This is a genomic window from Citrobacter sp. CK202 (assembly GCF_030333225.1).
Lineage (GTDB): Bacteria > Pseudomonadota > Gammaproteobacteria > Enterobacterales > Enterobacteriaceae > Citrobacter_B > Citrobacter_B koseri.
This window is the reverse complement of the sequence record NZ_JAOWGI010000025.1, coordinates 656,189-677,199: the sequence shown is the minus strand read 5'-3', so window position 1 is coordinate 677,199 and position 21,011 is coordinate 656,189. Positions and strand designations below refer to the sequence as shown.

Sequence of the window (21,011 nt, the reverse complement as noted above, 5' to 3'; positions counted from 1 at the left end):
CGTTTCCCCCCTTGCGCACACTTAAAGCGCCTCAGGCGCTTCGAAGACGAGAGACTTATGATGGAAATTCTGCGTGGTTCGCCTGCACTGTCTGCATTCCGTATTAACAAACTGCTGGCGCGTTTTCAGGCGGCCAATCTTCAGGTCCACAATATTTACGCTGAGTATGTCCATTTTGCTGACCTGAGCGCCCCCTTAAACGAGGATGAGCACGCGCAACTTGCACGATTGCTGAAATATGGGCCGAGCTTAAGCAGCCATACCCCTGAAGGAAAGCTGCTGCTGGTCACGCCACGTCCTGGCACCATCTCCCCCTGGTCTTCCAAAGCGACTGATATCGCCCATAACTGCGGTCTGCAACAGGTAAGCCGCCTGGAGCGTGGCGTTGCATACTACGTTGAAGCCGCTACGCTCACGGCTGAACAGTGGCAGACGATTGCCGCTGAACTGCACGACCGGATGATGGAGACCGTGTTCTCTTCTTTATCTGATGCGGAAAAACTGTTTGTTCATCACCAGCCTGCGCCGGTTGCCAGTGTGGATCTGCTGGGTGAAGGGCGTCAGGCGCTGACTGACGCCAACCTGCGTCTGGGCCTGGCGCTGGCGGATGACGAAATTGATTACCTGCAAGACGCCTTTACGAAGCTGGGGCGCAATCCGAACGATATCGAGCTGTATATGTTCGCGCAGGCAAACTCCGAACACTGTCGCCATAAGATTTTTAACGCTGACTGGGTTATCGACGGGAAACCGCAGCCGAAGTCGTTGTTTAAGATGATCAAAAACACCTTTGAAACCACGCCGGATCATGTGTTGTCTGCCTATAAAGATAACGCGGCGGTGATGGAAGGTTCTGACGTGGGACGCTACTTCGCTGACCACGAGAGCGGTCGCTATGACTTCCATCAGGAGCCTGCGCATATCCTGATGAAGGTGGAAACCCATAACCACCCGACGGCGATCTCGCCGTGGCCGGGCGCGGCGACCGGTTCCGGTGGTGAGATTCGTGATGAAGGCGCAACCGGACGCGGCGCGAAGCCAAAAGCGGGTCTGGTGGGCTTCTCCGTGTCTAACCTGCGTATTCCGGGCTTTGAGCAGCCGTGGGAAGAAGATTTTGGTAAACCAGAGCGTATCGTTACCGCGCTGGACATTATGACCGAAGGCCCGCTGGGCGGCGCGGCGTTTAATAATGAATTTGGTCGCCCGGCATTGAACGGGTACTTCCGTACTTACGAAGAAAAAGTAAACAGCCACAACGGCGAAGAGCTGCGCGGCTACCACAAGCCGATCATGCTGGCGGGCGGGATCGGCAACATCCGCGCCGATCACGTACAGAAAGGCGAGATCGTCGTTGGCGCGAAGCTGATCGTGCTCGGTGGGCCGGCGATGAACATTGGTCTGGGGGGCGGGGCGGCGTCCTCTATGGCTTCTGGTCAGTCGGATGCGGATCTCGATTTTGCCTCCGTACAGCGTGATAACCCGGAAATGGAACGTCGCTGCCAGGAAGTGATCGACCGCTGCTGGCAGTTAGGCGATGCTAACCCGATCCTGTTTATTCACGACGTCGGGGCCGGCGGTCTCTCCAACGCGATGCCGGAGCTGGTGAGCGACGGCGGGCGCGGCGGTAAATTTGAGCTGCGCGATATCCTCAGCGATGAGCCGGGCATGAGCCCGCTGGAAATCTGGTGTAACGAGTCTCAGGAGCGTTATGTGCTGGCCGTGGCCGCCGACCAGTTGCCGCTGTTTGATGAGTTGTGCAAGCGTGAGCGCGCGCCGTATGCGGTGATCGGTGAGGCCACCGAAGAACAGCATCTGTCCCTGAACGACCGTCATTTCGATAATCAACCGATCGATCTGCCGCTGGACGTGCTGCTGGGTAAAACGCCGAAAATGACCCGCGACGTGCAGACGCTGACAGCGAAAGGCGATGCGCTGGATCGTGCTGATATCACGATTGCTGACGCGGTTAAACGGGTTCTGCATCTGCCGACCGTGGCGGAGAAAACATTCCTGGTGACCATCGGCGACCGTACCGTGACCGGTATGGTGGCGCGCGATCAGATGGTCGGCCCGTGGCAGGTGCCGGTGGCGAACTGCGCGGTGACCACCGCCAGCCTCGACAGCTACTACGGCGAAGCGATGTCTATCGGCGAACGTGCGCCGGTAGCGCTGCTGGACTTTGCCGCTTCCGCCCGTCTGGCCGTTGGCGAAGCGCTGACGAACATCGCCGCGACCCAGATTGGCGATATCAAACGCATCAAGCTGTCCGCAAACTGGATGGCGGCGGCCGGTCATCCGGGTGAAGATGCCGGCCTGTATGACGCGGTGAAAGCGGTAGGCGAAGAACTCTGCCCGCAGCTTGGCCTGACGATTCCGGTGGGCAAAGACTCTATGTCGATGAAAACCCGCTGGCAGGAAGGCAACGAGCAGCGCGAAATGACCTCGCCGCTGTCGCTGGTGATTTCCGCGTTTGCCCGCGTGGAAGATGTGCGTCATACCATCACGCCGCAGCTCTCGACCGAAGATAACGCGCTGCTGCTGATCGATTTGGGTCAGGGGCATAACGCGCTGGGCGCAACGGCGCTGGCGCAGGTGTATCGTCAACTGGGCGACAAACCGGCAGACGTGCGCGATGTAGCGCAGTTAAAAGGCTTCTACGATGCGATTCAGGCGCTGGTGGCGCAGCGTAAACTGCTGGCGTATCACGACCGTTCCGACGGCGGCCTGCTGGTCACGCTTGCCGAGATGGCCTTTACCGGTCACTGCGGCATCCAGGTCGATATTGCAACATCTGGCGACGATCGTCTGGCGGCGCTGTTTAACGAAGAGCTGGGCGCAGTGATCCAGGTGCGGGCGGCCGATCGCGAAGCGGTCGAGGCGCTGCTGGCGAAGCACGGTCTGAGTGACTGCGTACACTATTTAGGTCAGGCCGTTTCCGGCGACCGTTTTGTGATTGAATCCAACGGGCAGGTCGTCTTCAGCGAAAGCCGCACCACGCTTCGTACCTGGTGGGCGGAAACGACCTGGCAGATGCAGCGCCTGCGCGACAACCCGGAATGTGCCGATCAGGAACATGACGCAAAAACCAACGATGCCGACCCGGGTCTGAACGTGAAATTGTCGTTCGATATCAATGAAGATATCGCCGCGCCGTATATTGCTACCGGCGCACGTCCGAAGGTTGCCGTACTGCGCGAACAGGGCGTGAACTCCCACGTTGAGATGGCGGCGGCGTTCCATCGCGCGGGCTTTGACGCGATTGATGTGCATATGAGCGATCTGCTGGCTGGCCGTATTGGGCTGGGTAATTTCCAGGCGCTGGTTGCCTGTGGCGGTTTCTCTTACGGTGACGTGCTGGGCGCGGGTGAAGGCTGGGCGAAATCGATTCTGTTCAACAATCGCGTACGCGACGAGTTCGAAACGTTCTTCCACCGCCCGCAGACGCTGGCGCTTGGCGTATGTAACGGTTGCCAGATGATGTCTAACCTGCGTGAACTGATTCCGGGGAGCGAGCTGTGGCCGCGTTTTGTGCGTAACCATTCTGACCGTTTTGAAGCGCGTTTCAGCCTGGTGGAAGTGACCCAAAGCCCGTCTCTGCTGTTGCAGGGAATGGTTGGCTCACAGATGCCTGTCGCGGTGTCCCACGGTGAAGGGCGCGTTGAAGTGCGTGACGATGCGCATCTGGCAGGGCTGGAAAGCAAAGGTCTGGTTGCGCTGCGTTATGTCGATAACTTCGGTAAGGTTACGGAAAACTACCCGGCCAACCCGAACGGATCGCCAAACGGCATCACCGCCGTTACCACGGAAAACGGTCGTGCAACCATTATGATGCCGCACCCGGAGCGCGTCTTCCGTACCGTCAGCAACTCCTGGCACCCGGAAAACTGGGGTGAAGACAGCCCGTGGATGCGTATTTTCCGCAATGCGCGTAAGCAGTTAGGTTAATCCGCACGTAAATGGCCCGATAAGCAAAGCGCTATCGGGCCTGGACATACGGGTAGGCCGGATAAGGCGAAGCCGCCATCCGGCAAGGAAGCTTCCGTAAGGGAGCTTTTTTTTGCCCTGCCATCAACCATAAAGGTGTCGGGAAATGCCGACATCAGTAGATTGTCTGTGTCGCCAAAAGGAGACATTTAACTCATTGATTTACAAAGATAGCGTAAGGTTTGTTTTTAGGTGTCTCTGAATGGCGACATCTTGCTGAAATTTTGTTCGTTTTATAACGGTGATGATTTCTCTATAAAACCAAATAAAATCATAATGTTAATTATTTGTTTTCAGAATTGGCACACTTACTGCATAATAGTAACCAGTGGCTCATTCACCTTCTTATGTCAGCCCCTTCGGGAAGCGCTACATAAACTTCGAATGACGCACAACAAGGTGCCTGCCGTCCAACTTCTGATAATAGCGTCGCTTTATCAACCTCCGGGCGAAACGTCGAGTTAGGCACCGCCTTATTCCATAACAAAGCCGGGTTAATCCCGGCTTTGTTGTATCTGATGTTCCCCTCGGTTAGCATCCTTGTATCCTTATCCGATGAGAGTAACGCCTTGAAGCGCTGGTCTGTTTTCCCCCGGTCCTTGCGACAACTGGTTATGCTGGCATTTCTGCTGATTCTGTTGCCTTTGTTGGTACTGGCCTGGCAGGCCTGGCAAAGTCTCAACGCGCTCAGCGCCCAGGCGGCGCAGACTAACCGCACCACGCTGATAGATGCCCGGCGCAGCGAAGCGATGACCAACGTGGCGCTGGAGATGGAGCGCAGCTACCGGCAATATTGCGTGCTCGACGACCGTACGTTGGCGAAGGTGTATCAGAGCCAGCGAAAACGCTACAGCGAAATGCTGGACGCGCATGCGGGAGTATTGCCGGACGCTAAACTTTACCAGGCGTTACGCGATGATCTGAACGGTCTTGCACAATTACAGTGTAAAAATAGCGGCCCTGACGCTACCGCCGCCGCGCGGCTGGAGGCTTTTGCCAATGCCAATACGGAAATGGTGCAGGCAACGCGCACGGTGGTGTTCTCGCGCGGGCAGCAGTTACAGCAGGAAATCGCAGAGCGCGGACAATTCTTTGGCTGGCAGGCGCTGGTGCTGTTTCTGGTCAGTCTGGCGATGGTGCTGCTTTTTACAAGGATGATCATTGGGCCGGTGAAAGGGATAGAACGGATGATTAACCGGCTGGGAGAAGGGCGCTCTCTGGGGAATACCGTGTCGTTTACCGGGCCGCGCGAGCTGCGTTCGGTGGGGCAGCGCATTATCTGGTTGAGTGAACGTCTGTCCTGGCTGGAATCCCAACGGCATCAGTTTTTACGTCACCTGTCGCATGAGCTGAAAACGCCGCTGGCCAGTATGCGCGAAGGGACAGAGCTGCTGGCCGATCAGGTCGTGGGGCCATTGACGCCGGAGCAAAAAGAGGTCGTCGGCATTCTGGACGATAGCAGCCGCAACTTACAGAAGTTGATTGAGCAACTGCTTGATTACAACAGGAAACTGGCAGACAGCGCGATTGAGATGGAAACCGTGGAGCTTGAACCGCTGGTGGATATGGTGGTTTCCGCTCACAGTTTGCCTGCGCGCGCTAAAATGATGCATACCGAGGTCAGGCTGGCTATCGACAGCTGTCTGGCCGAGCCGATGCTATTAATGAGCGTGCTGGACAATCTTTATTCCAATGCGGTGCACTATGGCGCTGAATCCGGTAACATTTGTATTCGCAGCAATGTATATGGTTCAAAGGCGCACATTGATGTGATCAATACGGGCACGCCGATCCCGGAAGCGGAAAGGGCCATGATTTTTGAGCCCTTTTTCCAGGGAAGCCATCAGCGTAAAGGCGCGGTGAAGGGGAGCGGATTAGGGTTAAGTATCGCCAGGGACTGCATCCGTCGTATGCAGGGGGAACTGTATCTGGTCGATGAGAATGCGCAAGAAGTTTGCTTCCGTATCGAACTGCCGCTATCTGCATCGAAAAACCACTAAAAATGAAGCTAAGCCTGGTGAGTATGCCACACGTTTTTGTTCGAGTTCTGAAGCGATTATTTCCCCGAAGAGGATGGTTAGCGAGTGTGCCTTGCCTGGTGCTGATGGGGTGCGCGCCACATGCCGCGAAGCATGTCGTAAATGATGCGTCGCAGGAAAAAATTCCACCGTATCAGCTGGCGGATTATCTCTCTACCGACTGTACGGATATCTGGTTACTCAAAGGGCCATCGACGGATAACAATCCGCTTTACTGGCTGCGGGCGATTGATTGTGCCGATCGCCTGTTGCCCGTTCAGTCACGCAATGAAGCGCGGGCGCTGGAAGATGGCAGCTGGCAGAACACGTTCAAACGCGGGATTCTGCTGGCGGATGCTAAAATTACGCCCCTTGAACGGCGCGATATGGTCACTCGCCTCGATGCGCTAAGCGCGCAAATTCCCGCTCAGGTGCGCCCGCTCTATCAGCTCTGGCGCGACGGCCAGGCGCTACAGCTACAGCTTGCCGAAGAGCGCCAGCGTTACAGTAAACTCCAGCAAGCGTCGGATAGCGAGCTTGATACGTTGCGTCAGCAGCATCAGCACTTACAGGCGCAGCTCGATCTCACGACGCGCAAGCTGGAGAATCTGACTGATATTGAGCGCCAGCTCTCCACGCGCAAACCCGCAGGCAACTACAATCCTGACGCGACACACGGAAATGATAAACCCGCAGCGCCTGATGACGGCGCATCTTCCACACTGCCACAAGATGAGGTAACGCCATGATAAGCCGCAAACCGGCACATCTGCTGCTCGTGGACGATGACCCGGGGCTGTTGAAACTGCTGGGGATGCGCCTGACCAGCGAAGGCTACAGCGTCGTGACGGCGGAAAGCGGTCAGGAAGGGCTGCGCGTACTGAATCGCGAGAAAGTGGATCTGGTCATTAGCGATCTGCGGATGGATGAAATGGATGGCATGCAGCTGTTCACGGAAATCCAGAAAGTCCAGCCTGGCATGCCCGTCATCATTTTGACCGCACACGGCTCCATTCCTGATGCGGTGGCGGCGACGCAAAAAGGCGTGTTTAGCTTTCTGACCAAACCGGTCGATAAAGATGCGCTGTATCAGGCCATTGATGACGCGCTTGAACAATCGGCGCCAGCAATGGACGACAGCTGGCGCGAATCAATCGTTACGCGCAGTCCGTTGATGATACGCCTGCTGGAACAGGCGTGGATGGTGGCGCAATCGGATGTCAGCGTGCTGATTAACGGGCAAAGCGGCACCGGGAAAGAGATTTTCGCGCAGGCTATCCATAACGCCAGCCCGCGCAGCAGTAAACCTTTCATCGCCATTAACTGCGGCGCGCTGCCGGAACAGCTACTGGAGTCCGAACTATTTGGCCACGCGCGCGGGGCGTTTACCGGCGCGGTCAGCAACCGTGAAGGGTTATTTCAGGCGGCGGAAGGCGGCACGCTGTTTCTTGATGAAATCGGCGATATGCCCGCGCCGTTACAGGTTAAGCTGCTGCGCGTTCTGCAAGAGCGCAAAGTCAGACCGCTTGGCAGCAATCGCGATATCGATATTGATGTGCGCATTATCTCCGCAACGCACCGCGATCTGCCTAAGGCGATGGCACGGGGTGAATTTCGCGAAGACTTATATTACCGTCTGAACGTGGTGAGTCTGAAGATCCCGACGCTGGCGGAGCGTACGGAAGATATTCCGCTGCTGGCGAATCATCTTCTGCGCCAGTCAGCAGAGCGGCATAAACCGTTTGTGCGGGCGTTTTCAACGGATGCGATGAAGCGTCTGATGACCGCAAGCTGGCCGGGAAACGTGCGTCAGTTGGTGAACGTTATTGAGCAGTGCGTGGCGTTAACTTCCTCGCCGGTCATCAGCGACGCGCTGGTGGAGCAGGCGCTGGAAGGCGAAAATACGGCGCTGCCGACGTTTGTTGAGGCGCGTAATCAGTTTGAGCTTAACTACTTGCGTAAACTGCTGCAAATCACCAAAGGGAATGTCACCCATGCGGCAAGAATGGCAGGGCGTAACCGGACGGAATTTTATAAGCTGCTCTCGCGCCATGAGTTAGATGCAAACGATTTCAAAGAGTAGTTTTCATGCCGTAAAGTAGCGTGAATTATGTTACGTTTATCAGATTAAAAGACAGGCGACCTTTTCAAGGAATAGCATGAAAAAGATTGATGCGATTATTAAACCCTTCAAGCTGGACGACGTCCGTGAAGCGCTGGCTGAGGTAGGCATTACCGGTATGACGGTTACTGAAGTGAAAGGCTTTGGGCGTCAGAAAGGCCATACCGAGCTGTACCGTGGCGCGGAATATATGGTGGATTTTCTGCCGAAGGTGAAAATTGAAATCGTGGTGACCGACGATATCGTGGATACCTGCGTTGACACCATTATTCGCACCGCGCAGACGGGGAAAATCGGTGACGGTAAAATTTTCGTCTTTGACGTTGCGCGCGTGATTCGTATTCGTACCGGTGAAGAAGACGACGCGGCAATTTAAGCCGCGTCGTGCTTGCCGGATGGCGGTGTAAACACCTTATCTGGCCTACAAAATCCCGTAGGCCTGATAAGCGCAGCGCCATCAGGCATGACTTAATTACAGCACTTTATGTGGGCCGAAGCATTCGTAATGAATGTTTTCGCTTTTCACGCCCAGCCCTGTCAGCTGCTTCGCAGCAAACTGCATAAAGCCGACCGGACCGCACAGATAAAACTGCATTGCCGGATCGCTGATCGCACTTTCCAGTTTGTTTAAATCCATCAGACCTGTGCTGTCGAACGCGCCATTCGCACGATCGGCTTCTGTCGGTTCGCGATACCAGGTATGTGCGGTAAAGCGCGGCAGGGTTTTACCCAGCTCGCTCACTTCATCTGCAAACGCATGCACGTCGCCGTTTTCCGCCGCGTGGAACCAGTTCACCTGCGCGGTGTGGTTGGCTTTGGTCAGCGTATCCAGCATAGCCAGCATCGGAGTCTGGCCGACGCCTGCGGAAATCAGGGAAACAGGCGTATCCGTTGCGACATCCATGAAGAAATCACCTGCCGGAGCGGCTAAGTGGACGATATCGCCGACGCTTGCGTGGTTGTGCAGCCAGCTGGAAACCTGACCGCCATCTTCACGCTTAACTGCGATGCGATAACCTTTACCATCCGGCTTGCGGGTCAGGGAATACTGACGGATCTCCTGATGCGGGAAGCCTTCCGGTTTCAGCCAGACCCCCAGGTATTGACCCGGATGATATTCTGCGACCGGGCCGCCATCGACCGGTTCAAATTCAAAGCTGGTAATCAGGGCGCTGCGCGGCGTTTTCGCGACGATGCGGAACGGACGAGTGCCTTCCCAGCCGCCATTCTTGCTGGCGTTTTCGCTGTAGATTTGCGCTTCGCGATTGATAAAGACATTGGCCAGAACGCCATACGCTTTACCCCAGGCATCCAGCACTTCCTGGCCTGGGCTGAACATTTCGTCCAGCGTTGCCAGCAGGTGGCCGCCAACGATGTTGTACTGTTCTGGTTTGATCTGGAAACTGGTGTGCTTCTGGGCGATTTTTTCTACCGCAGGCAGCAGCGCAGGCAGGTTTTCGATATTGCTGGCATAGGCCGCGATGGCGTTAAACAGCGCTTCACGTTGATCGCCATTTCGCTGGTTACTCATGTTAAAAATTTCTTTGAGTTCAGGGTTGTGGGTAAACATGCGATCGTAGAAATGGGCGGTCAGTTTTGGACCGGTTTCAACCAGCAGGGGAATGGTGGCTTTTACTGTGGCGATGGTTTGAGCGTCAAGCATACTGTCTTCCTTTATCTGAGACTTTAATGATGTATGTCAAATGCATCTTATAAAAAATAACCCTGTATTGTAAATGGTTCTTTGTAACTTTGCGTTTTTAACGTTACAACGTGAAAAATCTGCATCATAAACCTGAAAAGAAATCCGTTGAAATTCGTAAGGTCTTCATTCGACAAAGCCTTGTACAGCATGAAGGTAATCGTTTGCGTAAAATCCTTTGTCAAGACCTGTTATCGCAGAATGATTCGGTTATACTGTTGGCCGTTGTCCCACGGGATTGCCTTTTTAGGCCAAAAATTTATCGTTAGCTGAGTCAGGAGATGCGGATGTTAAAGCGTGAAATGAACATTGCCGATTATGATGCCGAACTGTGGCAGGCTATGGAGCAGGAAAAAGTACGTCAGGAAGAGCACATCGAACTGATCGCCTCCGAAAACTACACCAGCCCGCGCGTGATGCAGGCGCAGGGGTCTCAGCTGACCAACAAATATGCTGAAGGATATCCGGGCAAGCGCTACTACGGCGGTTGCGAATATGTGGATGTCGTTGAGCAACTGGCGATTGACCGCGCGAAAGAACTGTTTGGCGCAGACTACGCCAACGTCCAGCCGCACTCTGGTTCTCAGGCTAACTTCGCGGTCTACACTGCGCTGCTGCAACCGGGCGACACCGTTCTGGGTATGAACCTGGCGCAAGGTGGCCACCTGACTCACGGTTCTCCGGTAAACTTCTCCGGTAAACTGTACAACATCGTGCCTTACGGCATCGATGAGTCCGGTAAAATTGACTACGAAGAGATGGCGAAGCTGGCTCAGACTCACAAACCGAAGATGATCATCGGCGGCTTCTCTGCTTATTCCGGCGTCGTTGACTGGGCAAAAATGCGTGAAATTGCCGACAGCATTGGCGCGTACCTGTTTGTTGATATGGCGCACGTCGCGGGTCTTATCGCCGCAGGCGTTTACCCGAACCCGGTTCCGCATGCTCACGTTGTGACCACCACCACGCACAAAACCCTGGCGGGTCCGCGCGGCGGCCTGATCCTGGCGAAAGGCGGTGACGAAGAGTTGTACAAAAAACTGAACTCTGCCGTTTTCCCTAGTGCTCAGGGTGGCCCGCTGATGCACGTGATCGCCGGTAAAGCGGTGGCGCTGAAAGAAGCGATGGAACCGGAGTTCAAAGTCTACCAGCAGCAGGTTGCCAAAAACGCCAAAGCGATGGTGGAAGTGTTCCTGAACCGTGGCTACAAAGTGGTTTCCGGCGGTACAGAGAACCACCTGTTCCTGCTGGATCTGGTGGACAAAAACCTGACCGGTAAAGAAGCTGACGCCGCGCTGGGTCGTGCCAACATCACCGTTAACAAAAACAGCGTGCCAAACGATCCGAAGAGCCCGTTCGTCACTTCCGGTATCCGTATCGGTTCTCCGGCCATTACGCGTCGCGGCTTTAAAGAAGCTGAAGCTAAAGAGCTGGCTGGCTGGATGTGCGATGTGCTGGACAACATCAACGATGAAGCGGTTATCGAGCGCATCAAAGGCAAAGTGCTGGACATCTGCGCACGCTTCCCGGTTTACGCGTAAGCGATACGCCAGGCATCGTGAAAAAGGCTTCCTGCGGGAAGCCTTTTTTATTTCCGGGTCACGCCGTGCGGGCGAATCCAGGCGCGACTTTGATACCCGGTTATATGAATAATTTTAATACCGCGCCGGTGGTTTTTCATTCGACAAGCGGATCTCCTTTCATCGCAGGGTGTTGGACTCATATTCAGAGCGCGTTTAGCTGTGATTCGACGTACAGATAGCCGATCCCCATCAACTGTTGCGAACGACTGAGTGTGCCAAAGCCGATCCGGGTGGACCTTGCCTGCGGGTTATCGCCATGATCAAAGGGATTAAACCCCGTTTGCTGCACCAGCGTATTCAGCCAGCTTTCGCCAAAGGCGCAACTGCGGCCATAAATCCAGATTTGGTTAATATTCAGGATATTCAGAAAGTTATATAAACTCAGGCCAATCGCGCTGGCGGCGTGTTCCACCCAGGCCTGGATGCGGACATCGCCCTGTTGCCAGGCGGTAATCAGTTGATCGATGGTGATAGTTTCTGGATCGCAATCCGCCGTGGGCTGCGTTTTCATCCACCGTCGAGCCTGCTTTTTAAGCGCGCTGAGCGAGGCCACAGTTTCCAGACAGCCGTAGCGGCCGCAATCACAGGCCACCCCGTCCGGGTTGACGATGGTATGTCCGATCTGACCGCTGCCATACAAACTGCCGCGCCAGATGTTGTCGTTGATGACAAAGGAGGAACCAATCCCGTAATCGACGTTAATGACGCAGAAATCGCGGTTTGCCGCCGGGTTTTGCCACTTCTCCGCCAGCGCCAGCATCACGCAGTCATTGTCTAACCGCACCTGTACGCCGAGCATCTCCTCCAGCAGATATTTAATCTCAACCGGGGTTTTCCACGGTGCCTGCGGCATGGTTTTTGACGCCCCGGTAATGGGATCGACCTGACCGTGAACGCCTAATGCCAGATTGATGGTCACGTCGGGATAGCGCTGACGATATTCCCGCCAGTGCGCGGCAAGCGCGGTCAGCAAGGCTTTTGGCGAACCGGCATTGATCTCCGCATGGCGCCAGTCGCCTACGGCGACCAGACGCGCATCTGCCAGCTGGCTGGTGATGCTGGTGGGCGTCACGTTCATACACAGCGTCCAGTCTCCCTGTTCGGGCAGATGATAGCTGCCGCTACTCAGCCCTCGTTGGCTTAACGTCTCCCGGGAATGGCAAATTCTTCCCTCATCGATCAACTCCTCCAGAATATTGCTGACCGCCGGAATCGACAGGCCGCTGAGCTGCGCCAGCCGGGATTTACTGAGCTGTTTTTCACGCCACAGGTGCGACAGAAAGATCTGCTTGTTGGCTTGCCTGACCCGGGCGTTATTGAACCCTGTACGCTGCATACACTTAACTCCCTTAACTATATTGCGTGAGCATTGCGTATTTTAACGCCAGTTATCTGCCCCAGAATAGCAGCAAGGTGAAATTTTACTTTTGTTTGTTTAGTGGAGAATGACATGTACGGTTCAGTTAAGGTCTGGCAGGAAACACTCTCACTCCCTACGTGGACAACCGGCGAAGAAGATCCGAACCCGATGTTCCTGGAAAAGCGGGTTTATCAGGGGTCTTCAGGCGCGGTTTATCCTTATGGCGTCATCGATACGCTGACCGGTGAACGTGAAATGCGCGAGTATCAGGCAGTCTGGATGGAGAATGATTTTATTCGCATCATGCTGTTGCCGGAGCTGGGCGGACGTATTCATCGCGCGTATGACAAAGTGCAGCAGCGTGATTTTGTTTACTACAACGAAGTGGTGAAACCCGCGCTGGTCGGGCTGCTGGGGCCGTGGATCTCCGGTGGGATTGAATTTAACTGGCCGCAGCATCACCGTCCTACCACATTTATGCCGGTGGATTTTACCTGTCAGCAGGGCGAACGCGGAGAACAAACCGTGTGGATGGGGGAAGTGGAGCCCATGCGCGGCTTGCAGGTGATGACCGGATTTACGCTGTACCCCGATCGGGCATTAATTGAAATCACCGGAAAAGTCTTTAACGGCAACGCTACGCCGCGCCATTTTTTGTGGTGGGCAAACCCGGCGGTGAAAGGCGGAGACGACCACCAGAGCGTTTTCCCGCCGGACGTCACTGCCGTATATGACCACGGTAAACGGGATGTCTCCGCCTTTCCGATCGCGACGGGCACTTATTACAAAGTGGACTACTCCGCCGGCGTGGATATCTCGCGTTATAAAAATGTGCCGGTGCCGACCTCTTATATGGCTGAAAAGTCAGATTATGATTTTGTCGGCGCCTGGCATCATGGCGAACGAGGGGGACTGCTGCATGTGGCCGACCACCATATTTCGCCGGGTAAAAAACAGTGGACGTGGGGATACGGTGATTTTGGCGTGGCCTGGGATCGCAACCTGACCGATGACAACGGCCCGTACATTGAACTCATGACCGGGGTCTTCACCGACAACCAGCCAGATTTTACCTGGCTTGCGCCGTATGAAGAGAAAGTCTTCGTGCAAAATTTCCTGCCCTACAGTGAACTGGGCATGGTGCAAAACGCCAGTACGCAGCTTGCGCTGCGCCTTGAGCGAGAAGGGAACCAGCTTTCATCCGGCGTTTATGCCGTTGCGCCGCTACATGACGTTCAGGTAACGCTTTGTGCCCAGGGGCAACCGTTCTTTGAAAAAACACTCACGCTGGAACCCGGTCAAAGCTGGCGCGCCGATCTTTCTGACGCGGGCCACGCGCGGGTGAAAATGACCGTTGCCCGTCGTGATGGCATCACGCTGCTGGCGTATGAGGAGCATATCGCGGAGGACTTGCCGTTGCCGAAAGCGGCCTGTGCGCCCGAACTGCCAGAGGCGCTGTCCAGTACTGATGAGCTCTATTTTATTGGTCAGCATCTGGAACAGTACAACCATGCCAGCCGCTATGCAGAAGAGTATTACCAGCGAGCGCTGGACGTGGACCCGCATGACTATCGCAACAATGTCGCGCTGGGCACGCTGGCGCTGAATCGTGCGGACTGGGCGCAGGCAGAGCGCTGTGCGCAGTCTGCCTTACAGCGGGCGCATAAGCTCAATAAAAATCCGCGTGATGGGGAAGCGAGTATGCTGCTGGCCGCCGCGCTGGAACGCCAGGGCAAGGACGACCTCGCCCGTGAGCACTACTACAAAGCCAGCTGGAGCGGCAACTGTCGTGACGCGGCCTTCTGGTCGCTGGCGCGAATCGCCATGAAGCGGAATGATTACGCCGATGCGCTGGAGAAAGTGAATCTGAGTTTGCGCTTTAATGGCAGCAATAATCTGGCGATGGGGCTGAAAGCATTGGTTCTGGCCGGACTCGGGCGCACAACCGAAGCGCTGGCGTATATTTCACAGCAGCTTATTGAGTACCCGCTGAGTTACACCCTGCATTATGCGCGCTGGGCTATCCGTCAGGATGAGGCGGCGAAAGAGGCGCTTATCGCCATTACCGGGCGCCGTGGCGCCAACGCCTGCGAGCTGGCGGGCTGGCTGGTCTCTTGCGGGCAAAAAGAGGCTGCCCGCGCGGTGCTGACGCTGCTCGACAGCCAGGAGACGCTGCCCATGCTGTGGCGCGCGTCGCTGAGTGATGATCCGCAACCGTTTATTGCGCTGGCTCGCGACTGTTTGCACAACCGCGTTCGTTTTCCCAACACGCTCGACGAAGTGCAAATGCTGCAAACGCTGTCGGATTGCGCCTTCGCTCGCTATCTGCTGGGTTGTTTCTGGTACAGCAAACGTTGTTATGAAGAGGCGGTGAATTGCTGGCAGTTTACGCTGGAGCAGGAACCGAATTTCGCGCCGGTGCATCGGCTGCTGGGGATTTACGCCTGGAACAAACAGCACGATGCGCAGAAAGCGCTGAAATACCTGTCTCAGGCGGTCACGCTGGAGCCGAAGAATGCCCGCTTCCTGTTTGAGCTGGATTATCTGAACAAACTGATGGCAGCGCCAGCCGGGGCGCGTTTACAACAGCTGGAGGCCAGCAAAGAGATTGTTTTCTATCGCGACGATCTGACCGTGGAATTGCTTAGCGTATGGAATAGCCTCGGTCGCTACGAAGCGGCCGCCGGGGTGTTGCGCGAACGTGTTTTTCACCCCTGGGAAGGCGGGGAGGGCAAAGCCACCGGGCAATATTTACTGAATCAGATCCACCAGGCGCTGGAGGCTATTCGCCGTGGCGAGCCGCAAAACGCCACCGTTTTGCTTCAGCAGGCGTTGCACTATCCGCACAATCTTGGCGAGGGGCGTTTACCGGGACAAACGGATAATGACATCTGGTATTTGCTGGGCTATTGCGCGCGCCAGCAAGGTCATCATGATGAGGCGCAGCGCTATTTCACCCGCGCGACTCGCGGAGGCAGCTCGCTGGACGCGGGACGTTACTACAATGACCAGCCGGTGGATTATCTCTTCTGGCAGGGGATGGCGCTGAAAGCGTCAGGTGACTGCACTGAAGCGAACCTTCTTTTCCAGAGTTTCCTGCAATGGGTGGAGACGCAGCGTGACAAGGTTCCCGACGTCGATTTCTTCGCCGTATCGTTACCGGATCTGGTGGTGCTGGATACACCCGCGCAGGAGAAACACCAGCAGCACTGCCTGTTCATTACCGCGCTGGGCCATCTGGGGCTGGGCGATATCCCGGCGTGCCAGCAGGCGCTAAACGCGCTCCTGCAACGCAATCCGACGCATGACAAGGCGCAACTGCTGCGCCATGCGCTCAACATACCGTTATTTCAATAGACCCTGAACAGGTGGAGGCGACTCCACCTGAAACCTGCTGTTCCCTGCGTTTCCCTGAAAGAGGAATCATAATGAATAACACGCAGACACATTTAAGAATCGGTTATGTCTGGACTATCTGTCTGGTTGCCGCCTGCGGCGGCTTGCTGTTTGGCTATGACTGGGTGGTGATTGGCGGCGCCAAACCGTTCTACGAAGCCTATTTTTCAATTACCGATCCCGCGCAGTCCGGCTGGGCGATGAGTTCCGCGCTGGTCGGCTGTATCTTTGGCGCACTGATGTCTGGCTGGTGCGCTGATAAATTTGGGCGAAAAATGCCGCTGATTCTGGCCGCGATCCTGTTCAGCGCATCGTCCTGGGGAACCGCTGTCGCCAGCAATTTCGATATGTTTGTGATTTATCGTATCGTTGGCGGCGTAGGAATCGGCCTGGCGTCCGCCCTTAGCCCGCTGTACATCGCGGAAGTCAGCCCGGCGGAAAAGCGTGGACGTTTTGTGGCGGTCAACCAACTCACGATCGTGATCGGCGTGCTGGCGGCCCAGCTCATTAACCTGATGATTGCTGAACCGGTGGCGACCGACGCGACCCGGCAGGCGATTGTTGAAAGCTGGAATGGGCAGATGGGCTGGCGCTGGATGTTTGGCGCGGAACTGGTGCCTGCGCTGGCGTTTCTGGTTCTGATGTTCTTTGTGCCGGAATCACCGCGCTGGCTGGTCAAAGCGGGCAAACCTGAACGCGCCCGCGCCATGCTGCAACGGATTGGCTCAGCGGAGTATGCCGGGCAGACGTTGCGGGAAATAGAACATACTCTGCTGAAAGACAACCACAAAGTGGCCTGGTCAACGCTGTTGCAGCCGCAGATTAAACCGATTGTCATCATCGGCATGGTGCTGGCCGTCTTCCAGCAATGGTGCGGGATCAATGTGATCTTCAACTATGCGCAGGAGATCTTCGCTTCCGCAGGGTTTGATATCAACGGAACGTTAAAATCCATTGTCGCCACAGGGATCATTAACCTCGTCTTCACCCTCGCAGCGCTGCCGCTGGTCGATAAAATTGGTCGCCGAAAACTGATGCTGTTTGGCGCTTCAGGACTCACGGTGATTTATGTACTGATTGCCGCCGCTTACGGGATGGGGATTATGGGCTGGCCGGTTCTGGTGCTGGTGCTGGCGGCTATTGCGATTTACGCCCTGACGCTGGCGCCTGTCACCTGGGTTCTGTTGTCGGAAATCTTCCCGAATCGCGTCCGTGGTCTGGCGATGTCGCTGGGGACGCTGGCGCTCTGGATTGCCTGCTTCCTGCTGACCTACACGTTCCCGCTGCTTAATGCGGGGCTGGGAGCGGCGGGCAGTTTCCTGCTTTACGGCATTATCTGCGCGATGGGGTATTTCTACGTGCTGCGCAATGTGCCTGAAACGAAAGGCGTGACGCTGGAGGCGCTGGAAGAGCAACTGGCGGCGCGGCATGTGAAATCCAGCCCGTCAACTCAACAGCGAAGCGCACGGTAATGGACGATACGCTGATATTACAAAACATGCATCTGCGGATGCGTGTTGATCCGCAGGGCGGCAGATTGTTGAGTTTGTTTTCATTAGCGCATCAGCAGGCCGTTTTACGTGAAGGATGCGGCGTAAAACCCGGCGAATGCGGCCTGTTCCCCATGCTGCCGGTCGCCAATCGCGTTGCCGAAAACCGTTTTTTGTTCCGGGGAGAGGAGGTGAATCTTCCCCGGCATGAGGAGGATGCCGTTTTCTTTCTGCACGGTGACGGCTGGCTCAGGCGCTGGGATACGATTGCCGTTCATGAGGATGCCTGTCATCTGCGTTCAGGTCGTCAAATGGCGTGCGGTTATGATTATGTCGCGGATCTTCACTATCAGCTGAACGCTTCTGTGCTTCATGCCTCGCTGACGATAACGCACCGGGGGGAACGACCGATGCTTTATGGTTGCGGATTCCACCCGTACTTTGCTTTTGATCGTCACAGTACTGTGCAGTTTGCCGCCAGCGGTTACTGGCCGGAAGGTAAGCAGCATCTGCCGCAGGAATGGCAAAGCGATATTCCCCGGCAGGCGGATTTTTCCGGCGCGCAATATGGCGAGGATGCGTGGCTTAACGTAGGGTATTCCGGCTGGAGCGGGCGGGCGATCGTGCAGCGTGATGTGATGAAGGTCACGCTTTTATCGCAAACGCCCTGGCTTATGCTATTCAGAATGCAAGGGGAGTCATTCTTGTGTCTGGAACCGCAGTCGCACCCGGTAAATGCCCACAACATGCCGGGGCAACCGGGACTCCAGGCTTTAGCTCAGGGAGACCAGTGCCATTTCGCGATGCAAATCGCTGTTGTTTAGGCTAAAAAAGATGTTATTCGCCTGTTAATGCTCTCTTGCGCCAGCCTGCATTTATCGCCAGACTATCGCCTCCATACGGGAGGGAATCATGGTTTTGCACTCCACGCGCTGGCTGGCGCTCGGTTATTTTACCTACTTCTTTAGCTACGGTATTTTTCTGCCATTCTGGAGCGTCTGGCTTAAAGGCCTGGGACTGACGCCGGAAACCATCGGTCTCCTGCTGGGGGCGGGGCTGGTGGCGCGTTTCCTCGGTAGCCTGTTGATTGCGCCACGGGTGAGCGATCCTTCCCGCTTGATTTCTGCGTTACGCCTTCTGGCGCTGCTGACGCTGGTGTTTGCCCTCGCATTCTGGGCAGGGACGCACGTTGCGTGGCTGATGGTGGTGATGATCGGTTTTAACCTCTTCTTCTCGCCGCTGGTGCCGCTCACCGATGCTCTGGCCAATACCTGGCAAAAACAGTTAACGATGGACTATGGCCGGGTGCGTTTGTGGGGGTCCATTGCGTTTGTGATCGGCTCGGCGTTGACCGGGAAACTGGTGAGCCTCTTTGATTATCAGGCGATTCTGGGGCTATTGACGCTTGGGGTGGCCTCGATGCTGCTAGGTATGCTGCTGCGACCGAGCGTATTACCGCAGGGGGAAAGCCGTCATCAGGAGAGCGCGGGCTGGCCTGCCTGGCGTACGCTCGTCGTTCAGAGCTGGCGCTTTCTCGCCTGCGTGTGCCTGCTGCAAGGCGCGCATGCCGCTTATTACGGCTTCAGCGCGATTTACTGGCAGGGGGCGGGCTATTCCGCCTCGGCAGTGGGGTATTTGTGGTCGCTGGGCGTGGTGGCGGAAGTGGTTATTTTTGCGCTGAGCAACAAACTGTTCCGCCGTTTTAGCGCTCGCGATCTGCTATTGCTCTCCGCCGTATGCGGCGTCATCCGCTGGGGATTAATGGGCTGGAGCACCGCGCTGCCGTGGCTGATAGCGATCCAGATTCTGCATTGCGGCACCTTTACCGTTTGCCATCTGGCCGCGATGCGTTACATCGCCGCTCGCCAGGGAAGCGAAGTGATTCGTCTACAGGCGGTCTATTCTGCCGTGGCGATGGGCGGCAGCATCGCCATCATGACCGTATTCGCCGGATTCCTGTATCAGCATTTAGGGAACGGCGTATTCTGGGTGATGGCATTGGTGGCGTTGCCTGCTATTTTCTTACGGCCTAACGTCGCCGCGTCATCATGATTCCAGTATTTTGCGGATCTGCTGCTGTTGGTGTGCGGTAAGCGACAGGTCCGCATGAATCAACGGCGGCGAAAAGAGCGGCAGCGGTGTGGCATATGGGGTGACAATCAGCGCCACGCCGCGCGGCGAACCGTCTTTCTGGAAGGTCTGCGTTGGCACATGCTTAATATTGAGCGGCAGGAGCGTCAGTTCTCGTAATTGCTGCTCAATGTGTGCCTCCAGTTCGCCGTTATTGCCTGTCAGTAGCACGATCTGCTTTTCGTGCAGGTCGTTCTCCTGCATCAGCCATGCGCCAAAAATTACCGCGACCAGCCCTGTCTCTTCATCAGAGAAACGCACACCGTATTCGCTTTCAAACCCGGCGAGGGCGTCACGCGTGGTGCGCACCAGCCGAGGGTAGAGGCGACTGAACTCTTCCGGCAGCGTGTTATCAATACCAATGGCGAATAAACTTCGGCTCAGCGCCTGGGCAAGGTGCACATAGAGTTGGTCGTTAAGTCCCTGTTCGTCGCTGAAGCGTACCTGCCCCATTTCCCGAAAGCGCAACACCAGCCGGGCGACAGCCAGGCGCAGGCAGCGATCCTGCTGATGGTTGTCGTGGATAGGGTCGGGGATGCGAATCATGGAAAACAGTAAAGCCATAAACAGCGTTTCGTCGGGCGGCGCGTTTTGCATGACACGGCGCTGCCAGTGACGGCCAATCTCCAGCGCGAGCGGATATTCGGCGCAGGACTGCGCCCACTGTTTCTGTAGCGGATTAAACGCCGGTGCGATGCCCGCATGATGCTGTAGCAGGCAATATTGTAAAAACAGCCGCAGAAACTGCACATCCCGGCATTCAAACGGTTTTTGCAGCCGCCGCGAGCAAAGGTTGATCAGCGCATGCAGATTGGTATCGTCATACAACGTACGCGCGATCCCTCTCCGTTTAAGCTCGGTTTTTAATGCCGGCGTAAACTGTTGCGTAATGAAGGTCGGGCATATGCGTAAGCCGCGTCTGAGCCAGTGTAAAAGGCACAAACGTTGGTTGAGCGCAGCCCCCTCGATTCGGTAGCGTCCGTTCTGACCCGTTGTGATGGCGAGTCGATGATAGCGCTGGATCTCCAGGCCTGTTTCGGTGATATCCTCACGGGCAATTTCATCATCGACGCCATTGAGCGCGCTGAATGTTTCCGTGGTGGCGATTTGCCCCGGCTGGAAAAGCGTCAGTAAAACCTGGCAGCGGCGCTGGGGAGCAGAAAGTACAGACGGCGAAGTAAGCGTTGGCATCATCTGTCTGGTCTCCCGTTAGTTTGTTTGATAAG

General features: G+C 55.9%; 13 protein-coding genes and 2 pseudogenes. 11 read left to right on the top strand and 4 right to left on the bottom strand.

The window, feature by feature from the left end:
* The first annotated feature begins 57 nt into the window (after nt 1-57).
* From purL to glnB, 5 genes are all read left to right on the top strand, one after another.
* Entirely contained in the window at nt 58-3,945 is a 3,888-nt protein-coding gene (purL, locus tag OGX84_RS12650; RefSeq protein WP_112001754.1) for a phosphoribosylformylglycinamidine synthase, read from the top strand.
* Between the two features lie 608 nt (nt 3,946-4,553).
* On the top strand, nt 4,554-5,984 hold the full coding sequence (gene qseE, locus OGX84_RS12645) for a two component system sensor histidine kinase QseE/GlrK (RefSeq protein WP_047461964.1): 1,431 nt from the start codon (nt 4,554-4,556) through the stop codon (nt 5,982-5,984).
* Between the two features lie 23 nt (nt 5,985-6,007).
* Entirely contained in the window at nt 6,008-6,751 is a 744-nt protein-coding gene (qseG, locus tag OGX84_RS12640) for a two-component system QseEF-associated lipoprotein QseG (RefSeq protein WP_112001756.1), read from the top strand.
* Nucleotides 6,751-8,085 (top strand): two-component system response regulator GlrR, encoded by a 1,335-nt coding sequence (gene glrR, locus OGX84_RS12635; protein ID WP_308385615.1) that lies wholly within the window; start codon nt 6,751-6,753, stop codon nt 8,083-8,085. Before qseG ends, glrR begins: the two co-directional genes overlap by 1 nt.
* Before the next feature lie 76 nt (nt 8,086-8,161).
* Nucleotides 8,162-8,500 (top strand): nitrogen regulatory protein P-II, encoded by a 339-nt coding sequence (gene glnB / locus OGX84_RS12630; protein WP_002914032.1) that lies wholly within the window; start codon nt 8,162-8,164, stop codon nt 8,498-8,500.
* Here glnB and OGX84_RS22835 read toward each other — a convergent pair.
* Nucleotides 8,497-8,592, bottom strand: a pseudogene (locus OGX84_RS22835) (hypothetical protein); the annotation flags it as partial. The gene glnB and the pseudogene OGX84_RS22835 sit on opposite strands and share 4 nt — an antisense overlap.
* Before the next feature lie 4 nt (nt 8,593-8,596).
* A complete protein-coding gene (gene hmpA, locus OGX84_RS12625) occupies nt 8,597-9,787 on the bottom strand; it encodes an NO-inducible flavohemoprotein (protein ID WP_012131231.1) in 1,191 nt (396 codons plus the stop codon).
* A 326-nt stretch (nt 9,788-10,113) separates the two neighbouring features.
* Between hmpA and glyA the strand changes: the two genes are divergently transcribed.
* The gene (gene glyA, locus OGX84_RS12620) at nt 10,114-11,367 is read left to right on the top strand and encodes a serine hydroxymethyltransferase (RefSeq protein WP_049009096.1); all 1,254 of its coding nucleotides are present in this window, start codon (nt 10,114-10,116) and stop codon (nt 11,365-11,367) included.
* An 80-nt stretch (nt 11,368-11,447) separates the two neighbouring features.
* A pseudogene (locus OGX84_RS22830) lies at nt 11,448-11,534 on the top strand (hypothetical protein); the annotation flags it as partial.
* A 17-nt stretch (nt 11,535-11,551) separates the two neighbouring features.
* Here OGX84_RS22830 and OGX84_RS12615 read toward each other — a convergent pair.
* A complete protein-coding gene (locus tag OGX84_RS12615; protein WP_047461977.1) occupies nt 11,552-12,745 on the bottom strand; it encodes an ROK family transcriptional regulator in 1,194 nt (397 codons plus the stop codon).
* A gap of 114 nt (nt 12,746-12,859) precedes the next feature.
* Here OGX84_RS12615 and OGX84_RS12610 point away from each other — a divergent pair, with 114 nt between their 5' ends.
* The 4 genes from OGX84_RS12610 (at nt 12,860) to OGX84_RS12595 (ending at nt 19,707) form a co-directional block, all read left to right on the top strand.
* Nucleotides 12,860-16,126 (top strand): DUF5107 domain-containing protein, encoded by a 3,267-nt coding sequence (locus tag OGX84_RS12610; RefSeq protein WP_286458048.1) that lies wholly within the window; start codon nt 12,860-12,862, stop codon nt 16,124-16,126.
* Nucleotides 16,127-16,197: 71 nt separating this feature from the next.
* Nucleotides 16,198-17,637 carry a sugar porter family MFS transporter gene (locus tag OGX84_RS12605; RefSeq protein ID WP_110493944.1) on the top strand — a complete coding sequence of 480 codons (1,440 nt, stop codon included), beginning with the start codon at nt 16,198-16,200 and terminating at the stop codon, nt 17,635-17,637.
* Complete coding sequence (locus OGX84_RS12600) at nt 17,637-18,479, top strand: aldose 1-epimerase (protein ID WP_110493945.1); 843 nt, start codon at nt 17,637-17,639, stop codon at nt 18,477-18,479. Before OGX84_RS12605 ends, OGX84_RS12600 begins: the two co-directional genes overlap by 1 nt.
* Nucleotides 18,480-18,567: 88 nt before the next feature.
* Nucleotides 18,568-19,707, top strand: a complete 1,140-nt coding sequence (locus OGX84_RS12595) for a 3-phenylpropionate MFS transporter (RefSeq protein ID WP_047461985.1) — start codon at nt 18,568-18,570, stop codon at nt 19,705-19,707.
* Here OGX84_RS12595 and csiE read toward each other — a convergent pair.
* Nucleotides 19,702-20,979, bottom strand: coding sequence for a stationary phase inducible protein CsiE (gene csiE, locus OGX84_RS12590; protein WP_286458047.1), 1,278 nt, complete (start codon nt 20,977-20,979; stop codon nt 19,702-19,704). The genes OGX84_RS12595 and csiE overlap by 6 nt on opposite strands.
* Nucleotides 20,980-21,011: the final 32 nt, after the last annotated feature.

Bases quoted from the DNA above. Each gene is read 5' to 3' on its own strand.
- purL (WP_112001754.1), top strand. From the start codon at position 58: ATGATGGAAATTCTGCGTGGTTCGCCTGCACTGTCTGCATTCCGTATT.
- qseG (WP_112001756.1), top strand. From the start codon at position 6,008: ATGCCACACGTTTTTGTTCGAGTTCTGAAGCGATTATTTCCCCGAAGA.
- glnB (WP_002914032.1), top strand. From the start codon at position 8,162: ATGAAAAAGATTGATGCGATTATTAAACCCTTCAAGCTGGACGACGTC.
- hmpA (WP_012131231.1), bottom strand. From the start codon at position 9,787: ATGCTTGACGCTCAAACCATCGCCACAGTAAAAGCCACCATTCCCCTG.
- glyA (WP_049009096.1), top strand. From the start codon at position 10,114: ATGTTAAAGCGTGAAATGAACATTGCCGATTATGATGCCGAACTGTGG.
- OGX84_RS12615 (WP_047461977.1), bottom strand. From the start codon at position 12,745: ATGCAGCGTACAGGGTTCAATAACGCCCGGGTCAGGCAAGCCAACAAG.
- OGX84_RS12610 (WP_286458048.1), top strand. From the start codon at position 12,860: ATGTACGGTTCAGTTAAGGTCTGGCAGGAAACACTCTCACTCCCTACG.
- OGX84_RS12605 (WP_110493944.1), top strand. From the start codon at position 16,198: ATGAATAACACGCAGACACATTTAAGAATCGGTTATGTCTGGACTATC.
- OGX84_RS12600 (WP_110493945.1), top strand. From the start codon at position 17,637: ATGGACGATACGCTGATATTACAAAACATGCATCTGCGGATGCGTGTT.
- OGX84_RS12595 (WP_047461985.1), top strand. From the start codon at position 18,568: ATGGTTTTGCACTCCACGCGCTGGCTGGCGCTCGGTTATTTTACCTAC.
- csiE (WP_286458047.1), bottom strand. From the start codon at position 20,979: ATGATGCCAACGCTTACTTCGCCGTCTGTACTTTCTGCTCCCCAGCGC.